Origin of the sequence: Umezawaea endophytica (assembly GCF_025061645.1) — a bacterium.
GTDB lineage: Bacteria > Actinomycetota > Actinomycetes > Mycobacteriales > Pseudonocardiaceae > Umezawaea > Umezawaea endophytica.
In genome coordinates, this window is record NZ_JANYMP010000027.1 from 1 (window position 1) to 7,469 (window position 7,469).

Sequence of the window (7,469 nt, forward strand, 5' to 3'; positions counted from 1 at the left end):
GGTGGTCGATGGCGGTTTCGTGTGCTGTGGCTTGTGTCAGACCTGGATGAGGCGTGCGGTGACTTGGGGAGGTTCGCCGAATTTGGCGTTTCCTGGCAGCGATGGTGGCGGTTGGTGCCGCAGCGAAGGAGATCGTGCGTCGCAAGCACCCTGACACGTGCAGGTCTGTTGCGAGTCCGGCTGTCGAACCAGTTCCGGAATGGATCGGCAAGCCGTCACCCACACGAGTGTTTCCGCCATGCTCCATCAGGGTGGTAATTCGTTTCAGGTCAGGCTTCGTGACGGATGCTGTCAGGATGTCGTCCAAATCGGCCTCTCACTGCGACCTCTGCGGTGGTAGTGGATTGATGTCCTGGCAGCAGCCCGTCCCCGGCCCGCACGACCTCATGGTCCTGACCGAGATGAGCCACCCCTGTGTCCGCGGATGCTCGGGCTGGTGGAAGCTGCCCGCCGCTGAGCAAGCCGGCCTGGTGGAGTTGGACGGCGACTCAGCCGTGGGCAACGTCGCGCGGGTCAACCAGCACTACTAGCCGATCTTGTCGCCCTCGGCGCACCGCAACACGATCCGGGACCGCAGCGCCAACGCCTGTAACGTTATCCGCCGCCGCGACCACCTGGGCAACACCGAACGTTCCGGCTCGGACAACACCACCGGCACGAGCTTGGGGCTGGGCATGACCCAGTTCGACCGAGCAACTCGAACTAATGACTCAGGGACACTAGAGCACGCCGTCGACCGCTTCGTCGATCCAGTCGTAGAGGATCTCCTCGGCACCGGGGTTGCCCATGTGCCCGCGATTGCCCCGCGCCAGGAGGTCCTTGTTCGCACTTCGGGTCGCGGCGATGATGCTGTCCTCGATCGGGAAGATGGAGTCTTCCATCCCGTTGATGACGAGCAGCCTGCACGACGGCGTGTCCAGGACGCCGGAGTCGACGAGGCTGAACTTGTGGGCTTCCGCGGTGTACCGGGCAAGCGCCACCGCCGGGTCCGGGTCGCGGTACCCGAACTTGTGCGCGAGGGCGTCGGACAGTGCGAACGGGTATTCCATCCGGTTCTGGGCGGCGATCCAGTCGGCGTCGAACACGAGGTCCTCCAGATCTCCGACACCACTGTCGCGCTGCCCCTGGCCCGACATCAGCACCACTATCGCCCGCCACAACCGCACCGGATCCTTCGCGGTCCTGGTGAACCACTGCAGTTTCCGGCCCTCCTCCATCGACAACGACCGCACGAACACGCTCGGACGACGAGCCACACCCACCTCCCGCACTCGACATGCGGGACAAGCCTGCCTCTCCGCCTGGCCGAGTTGGTTACCGGGTCAACTCTCTGCGACACACCACTAACACCACATCTCCCGGACTGAATGGATGACACGTTGAGGCGCCGACCTTCAGACCAAGCAGTCTCTCACTGCGTTGGTTGAAACTCCCCCATCAACCGCGCGACCTGGCAATCAACCCGCCGACAAGGTCGCCGTCATCCACAGAGGGAGATGATCCGATGACGCGACAGGCGAGCCGGGGAGATCACAAGTGTGGGAGACCTCAACGTTGGTGAACAGGTAGTCGAGCTTCACCGTGCCGCCGGACTCGTAGCAGTGGGCGGTGTCGCGCTCGCGGCTACAGCAGTACGGAATACTGGTCAGCGAATAGATCCGTCACCGAGCGTGATGCCTCGCTGCTGGCCGCGTGCACGATCGGCGGCAGATCAGTGCGTCATCGATCGCATGTCGGGATCGAAGATTTTGCGGTACGCGGTCGGTGAGGTGTCTATCGCGACAGTCGAGTGTTGGGGCTGCGCGCCGAGCCGAAAAATGCATGCGTGGGATCTGTGCTGCGGCGAGGGTTTCGAGATACCGCTGAGCGCCGGGCCCAGGAAGAGATCCGGGATGGGCCTGAGGCCCGTCCCGGATCTCGTTCAAGCTGCCGCGCTCACCGTTGCAGCGCCGGCTCCTGATCGTCCACAAGCGACCGTTCACCGTCCGGCATCTCCACCGGTCGGGACAGCTTGTTCGGCCACCACATCCGCCTGCCGATCAGCAGGGTGAGGGCGGGCACCAGGATCGACCGCACCAGCAGGGCGTCGAGCAGTACGCCGAAGGCGACCAGGAACCCGACCTCGATCAGCATCACCAGAGGAAGGGAGACGAGGACGGCGAAGGTGGCCGCCAGGACCAGGCCTGCCGAAGTGATGACGCCACCGGTGGCGGAGAGGGCTTTGAGCATGCCCCGCCTGGTGCCCAGGCGTACGGTCTCCTCGCGGGCCCGGCTGACCAGGAAGATGTTGTAGTCGACGCCGAGCGCCACCAGGAACAGGAACGCCAGCAGCGGCACCGAATAGTCGATGCCCTTGAACCCGAGGATCGTGTCGAAGACGAACACGCTGCCGCCGAAGGCCGCCGCGAACGAGACGACCACGGTGGCCATCAGGATCAGCGGGGCGACGATCGCTCGGAGCAGCAGCCCGAGGACGAGCAGGACCACGGCGAGCACCAACGGGATCACCAACTTCTCGTCGCGGGCGGTGGTCACCTCGGTGTCGAGGTTCTCCGCACTCGGCCCCCCAACGATCGCCTCCGCACCATTCACCGCGTGCACGGCGGTGCGCACCCGCTTGATGGTGTCGTACTCGGCGGGGGTGTCCGGCGCGTCGGTCGGGTACACGGAGATGTCTGTCCAACCTCCGACGGTCTCGCCCGATTCGACCTGTGCCACGCCGGGAACGCGTTTCGCGATCTCGAGAACCTGCTCCTGGTACGCCGGCCGCGTGTAGATGGTCATCGGCTGGCCGCCGAGCTCCGGGAAGTTCTGGAGCAGCACGGTGAAGCCGGTGACCGACTCAGGCGGGGACGGGAACTGGTCCTGCTCCCGCAGGGCGCCGGTGTTGCCCGTCAGCCCGACGATGAGTACGCCGAGGACGGCGAGCGAGCTGAGCGTCGCCACCCACCGGCGGCGGTTGATGGCGGCGCCGAGCCGGACCCACAGGCCCGGCTTCTCCTCGACGACGACCGTGCTGAACCGCGGGATGGCAGGCCAGAAGATCCGCCTGCCGAGCACCACCAGCAGCGCCGGGAACAGCGTCAGCATGGCCACCAGCGCGCACAGGATGCCGGCCGCGCCGACCGGGCCCAAACCGCTGATGCTGTTCAGGTCCGCGACGAGCAGGCAGAGCAGGCCTGCGATCACGGTGGCCGCGGACGCGATGATGGCGGGCGCCGCGCCGCGCAGCGCGTGGACCATCGCGACCCGGACGTTCTCGTGGTGGTGCAACGCTTCCCGGTATCGAGCGATGAGCAACAGCGCGTAGTCCGTACCGACGCCGAAGACCAGGATCGTCAGCAGCGCCGAGTTCTGGTTGTCGACCACGATGCCGAAGCCCTTGACCAGCAGGTAGACCGTCGCCATCGACGTCAACGCGGCCACACCCACCGCCATCAGCGGGATGAACCACAACACCGGACTGCGGTAGGTGAGAATGAGCAGGAGCATGACGACGATGACGGTGGTGAGGAAGACCTGTAGGTCGATGCCGTCGAAGACGGCGTCCATGTCACCGTCGATCGCGGCCGGGCCGGTCACGTCGAGGTCCAGACCCGCGGGGCGGTCCTTCGCGGCGTCGCGCAACGGCCCGACGAGTTCCTCCGGCGGGCCGTAGGTCGTGCTCACGTCGAGGGTGAACATCATCGCCGTGCCGTTGGTGGACGGCCTGATCGCGGGACCGTCGTCATCCTCTTCGCCGGACGTCGCCGTCTTCGGCGGGTACCGCTTGGCAAGGGTGTCGTAGTGGCGTTCGACCGTCGCGCGGTCGGCGGCGGTAATGCCGCCCGCGTGGCGGTACACGAAGACGAACGTGTTGTCCTCCCCACCGGGGAGGCTGTCCTCCAGCACCGCGACCTTGGTGGACTCGGCGTTGGCAGGCAGGGCGTCCACGGCGCTGTCGGTGGTGACCGAACTCAACATTCCGCTCAGCGGCACCATGAACACCGCCAGTACCACCCACAAGCCGATCACCAGCCACGGCACCCACCGGCCTGCCAACCGACCGCCCGGCGCTTTCCCGGACGACGCTGCGTCGACTGCCATCACTAGCCTCCTACATACGGATTACCTCGCCTATCTGACGCCGACTTCCTACCGAGCGAACCTGAGACGATCGTTAAAGCGGCGCTCAGGACGGGCGTTCGAGCCAGGCGCCCCGTCCACGCGGCCGCGCCGCCGCCTGGTCGACGAGGCCCAGCAGGAGCACACGCCCCTTCCGCAGCAGGTCCGCCGGTCCGGGCGCAACCGGGCACTCGCCTCCACATAGGCCGGAGCGAGAACGCAACGGCCCGGACGCGTGCGGTCAGGCAGGCGTCGAAGTCCACCACGCTGACGCGTGCGCCGGGCACTTGGCTCGGACAACCGGTCTGAGCACCACATTAACGTTCTTCTCAGATTCGCTCGGTACGAAGTCGGCGTCGGACAAGCGAAGTAACCCGTCGGCAGGAGGCTGGTCATGGCAGTGGATGCAGCGCCGTCAAGGAAAGCGCCGCCCTGGCGAATAAGGCTCGGGGCGTCCACCGTGGCTCTGGCGACGGTGGACCCGGTCGCCGCCTGTGGATCGCGTCCTCACAACAACGCGAGGCCCGCCGCGGCCGGCCCGCACAGCACGCACGCGGGTGAGCGGTCCCTCGACCTCGGGCAGGTCGCAGACGGAAGCCGTACGGATACCACACCACACGAACACCTGAAGAGAGACTGACATGAAGCCCTTGGGACGCCGCAGCTTCCTGACCGCCGCCACGGCACTCGGCATCGGCGCCGGCCTCTCCACGCATGCCATTGCCTCGGCAGTGCGCGACAACGAGACTCCGGGCCAGGCTCCGAACCAGAACGCGGACAAGACCGCGGAAATTTACCAGCGAGACCGGGACCTGCCCTTCATCGGCGCGGAGGAGACATTTTCGACTCCCGAGCTGTTGAAGCTGAACTCCATCAATGAGGATCACATCGCGTTCCTCGAGGAAACCGGCCTTTCGGATCTAGGCCAACGCCGCATCGACGATATGGACGCGGGGGGACTCAACGTTCAAATCCTCTCTGCTCATACACCGTCCGTGCAAAACGTCCCAGGGCAAGAGGGCATCGACTTTGCCTATCGCCTCAACCGGCAACTCGTAGAAGGGCCGATCGCCAAGTATCCGGGACGCTTCAAGGCTTTCGCCACCTTGCCCTTGCAGAGCCCCGCGGCGGCGGCGGACGAACTGGAACGCTCGGTTCGGGAAGACGGCTTCGTGGGCGCACTGACCAACGGGCACATCACGAACAAGTATCTCGACCATCCCGACTTCGAGCCCGTGCTGGAACGTGCCGTTGCACTCGACGTGCCGATCTACCTGCATCCCGGCTACCCATCCGACGACGTCTTCAAGATTTACTACAGCACCACACGGTCTGAATACACGGAAGAGTTCCAGGACTACATCTTCAGCGGGTCCGGATACGGCTGGCACCAAGAGGTGCTGACCCAATGCATTCGGATGATCGCGTACGGGGTCTTCGACAGGTTCCCCAAACTGAAAATCATCATCGGCCACATGGGTGAAGGTCTCCCCTTCTACTACAAGCGGATCATCGAAGACATGGGCGAGCCGACCAAGAACTCGCTCAAGAAGCCCATCGAGCAGTACTTCCAGGACAACTTCTGGATCACGACCAGCGCATTCCCTCAGACCGAACTGCTCACTCTCCTGCTGAAGTTCGTGAGCGTGGATCGAGTGATGTTCGCGACCGACTACCCGTTCGCGGACATCAAGGCGCAGACCGACTGGTTCCGCGGAGTCGATTTGCCACGCGAAGACAAGGAAAAGATCGCGTTCCGAAACGCAGAGGGACTGTTCAAGATGAAAGTGCCCGCGAAGTGACATGCCTGCGTCGGCACCAGTAGCGATTCTCCTGAGATCCCCAGCGTGCCTGCCCGCCTGGTCATCGACAGCGCGGTCCGCGAGGGGGCTGCCGCAAAGCCCCGCAGCAGCCCCCTCGCCCCGCCCACGTCATCGCCTGGTCACGCCTGGGCGCCGTTAGTGGCGAGCACGGCATTGACTGATTTCACGTCAGGTAATTAAAAGAGGGAGCACCATGCGAGTCATGATCATCGGGGCGGGGATCGGTGGGCTGACGCTCGCCCAGGCCCTGCACCGCGGCGGTATCGAGGTGTCCGTCCACGACCGTGACCCCAGGGTGGAGGTTACCGGCGGTTACCGGCTGCATCTCGACGATCGGGCCTGTGAAGTCCTGCGTCGCCACCTCAGCCCGCAGCACTACCACGCCTTGTTGGCCAGTTCGGTCTCCCGTGCGTCGCTTCGCCGCTACACCTGGGCTGACCACCACCTGCGCCCGTTGGTCACCCGCCCTTCCGATCAGGGCACCGACACTCTCATGATCGGACGAGTGCCGCTGCGCACCCTGCTGACCCACGGCCTGGAGGATCAGGTGCGGTTCGGGGCCGAGTACGTGTCTCACGAGGTTCTGCCCGACGGCCGGATCACCGCCCACTTCGCCGACGGTAGTACCGACACCGCAGATGTCCTCGTCGGCGCTGACGGGACCCGCTCACGGGTAGTGGCCTCGCTCGCCGGCCGGGATCTGGCCGATCCCATCGGGTTCGGGGGCATCGCCGCCCGCACTCCGCTCACCGCACGCACCCGCGCCCTGCTGCCCGATATCGTCAACGATGGGCCGGTGCTCGCCTTGGGCCTCAAGGGAGCGTCGGTGTTCATGCAGGTCCATGACCCGAGTGGCGGCCCGGCAATCGATCCGGCCTCCTGCACCACCGTCCCGGCCATCACGGAGGCCCCGTCCCTGGTGTGGGGATTGAGTGCCACCGAGGCCGTGCTGCCCCCTGTCACCGTGCAGGGGATGACCGGGCCGGAGCTGGTCGAGTTCGCGCTGTCGACCGTTCGTGGTTGGCCTCCGGCCGTGCTCGATCTCATCGCCGCCACCGACCCCGGCTCCGCAGCCGGGTTCCGGTTCTACGCCGCCGACCCCGATGCGGACCTGACGCCGTGGCCTGCCGGACCGGTCACCGCACTCGGCGACGCCGTGCACGCCATGCCTCCCACCGGCGGACGTGCCGCCGCCACCGCGATCATCGACGCGGACCACCTCGCCCGCGAGCTGTTCGCCGCTCGCGACGGACACAGCACCATCGCCCTGGCAACCCACCGTTTCCATCGCGAGATGGCCGGTTATGCACCTGCCGCGATCCGCTTTTCCATGCTGCCGTTGCGTTGGCTGGCCCGTGTCGACCGTCTCGACCGGCCCGGTCTTCGCGGTCTCGCCGAACTCGGACTCAGCGCCGCCTCCGCGGTCCGCAACTTCACATCCGGCCTGAACGGGCGGGCCGCCGCATGAGTGACCCAGCTCGGCTCCGACATCCGGTTACCCGACATCATTACCCGGATGCCACCGCAACGTGATCAGCGGCG

The 7,469-nt window shown here is 65.8% G+C and carries 6 protein-coding genes; 3 read left to right on the plus strand and 3 right to left on the minus strand.

What is annotated here, in order from left to right; all coding sequences use genetic code 11:
* The first annotated feature begins 347 nt into the window (after positions 1-347).
* Complete coding sequence (locus tag NZH93_RS38905; protein ID WP_259628317.1) at positions 348-530, plus strand: hypothetical protein; 183 nt, start codon at positions 348-350, stop codon at positions 528-530.
* Here NZH93_RS38905 and NZH93_RS38910 read toward each other — a convergent pair.
* The 3 genes from NZH93_RS38910 to NZH93_RS38920 all read right to left on the minus strand — a co-directional run bounded on the left by NZH93_RS38910 (position 527) and on the right by NZH93_RS38920 (position 4,086).
* Positions 527-676 (minus strand): hypothetical protein, encoded by a 150-nt coding sequence (locus NZH93_RS38910; RefSeq protein WP_259628318.1) that lies wholly within the window; start codon positions 674-676, stop codon positions 527-529. The two genes, NZH93_RS38905 and NZH93_RS38910, sit on opposite strands and share 4 nt — an antisense overlap.
* A gap of 43 nt (positions 677-719) precedes the next feature.
* Positions 720-1,256, minus strand: a complete 537-nt coding sequence (locus NZH93_RS38915) for a hypothetical protein (RefSeq protein WP_259628319.1) — start codon at positions 1,254-1,256, stop codon at positions 720-722.
* Between the two features lie 679 nt (positions 1,257-1,935).
* Positions 1,936-4,086, minus strand: coding sequence for an MMPL family transporter (locus tag NZH93_RS38920; protein ID WP_259628320.1), 2,151 nt, complete (start codon positions 4,084-4,086; stop codon positions 1,936-1,938).
* Between the two features lie 659 nt (positions 4,087-4,745).
* Here NZH93_RS38920 and NZH93_RS38925 point away from each other — a divergent pair.
* Together NZH93_RS38925 and NZH93_RS38930 are read left to right on the plus strand one after the other, a co-directional pair.
* On the plus strand, positions 4,746-5,906 hold the full coding sequence (locus NZH93_RS38925) for an amidohydrolase family protein (protein WP_259628321.1): 1,161 nt from the start codon (positions 4,746-4,748) through the stop codon (positions 5,904-5,906).
* A 223-nt stretch (positions 5,907-6,129) separates the two neighbouring features.
* Complete coding sequence (locus NZH93_RS38930; protein ID WP_259628322.1) at positions 6,130-7,395, plus strand: FAD-dependent oxidoreductase; 1,266 nt, start codon at positions 6,130-6,132, stop codon at positions 7,393-7,395.
* Positions 7,396-7,469 lie beyond the last annotated feature (74 nt).

What these genes read in the sequence shown, in the direction of transcription:
- NZH93_RS38920 (WP_259628320.1), bottom strand. Translation starts at nt 4,086, where the DNA reads ATGGCAGTCGACGCAGCGTCGTCCGGGAAAGCGCCGGGCGGTCGGTTG.
- NZH93_RS38925 (WP_259628321.1), top strand. Translation starts at nt 4,746, where the DNA reads ATGAAGCCCTTGGGACGCCGCAGCTTCCTGACCGCCGCCACGGCACTC.
- NZH93_RS38905 (WP_259628317.1), top strand. Translation starts at nt 348, where the DNA reads ATGTCCTGGCAGCAGCCCGTCCCCGGCCCGCACGACCTCATGGTCCTG.
- NZH93_RS38910 (WP_259628318.1), bottom strand. Translation starts at nt 676, where the DNA reads ATGCCCAGCCCCAAGCTCGTGCCGGTGGTGTTGTCCGAGCCGGAACGT.
- NZH93_RS38930 (WP_259628322.1), top strand. Translation starts at nt 6,130, where the DNA reads ATGATCATCGGGGCGGGGATCGGTGGGCTGACGCTCGCCCAGGCCCTG.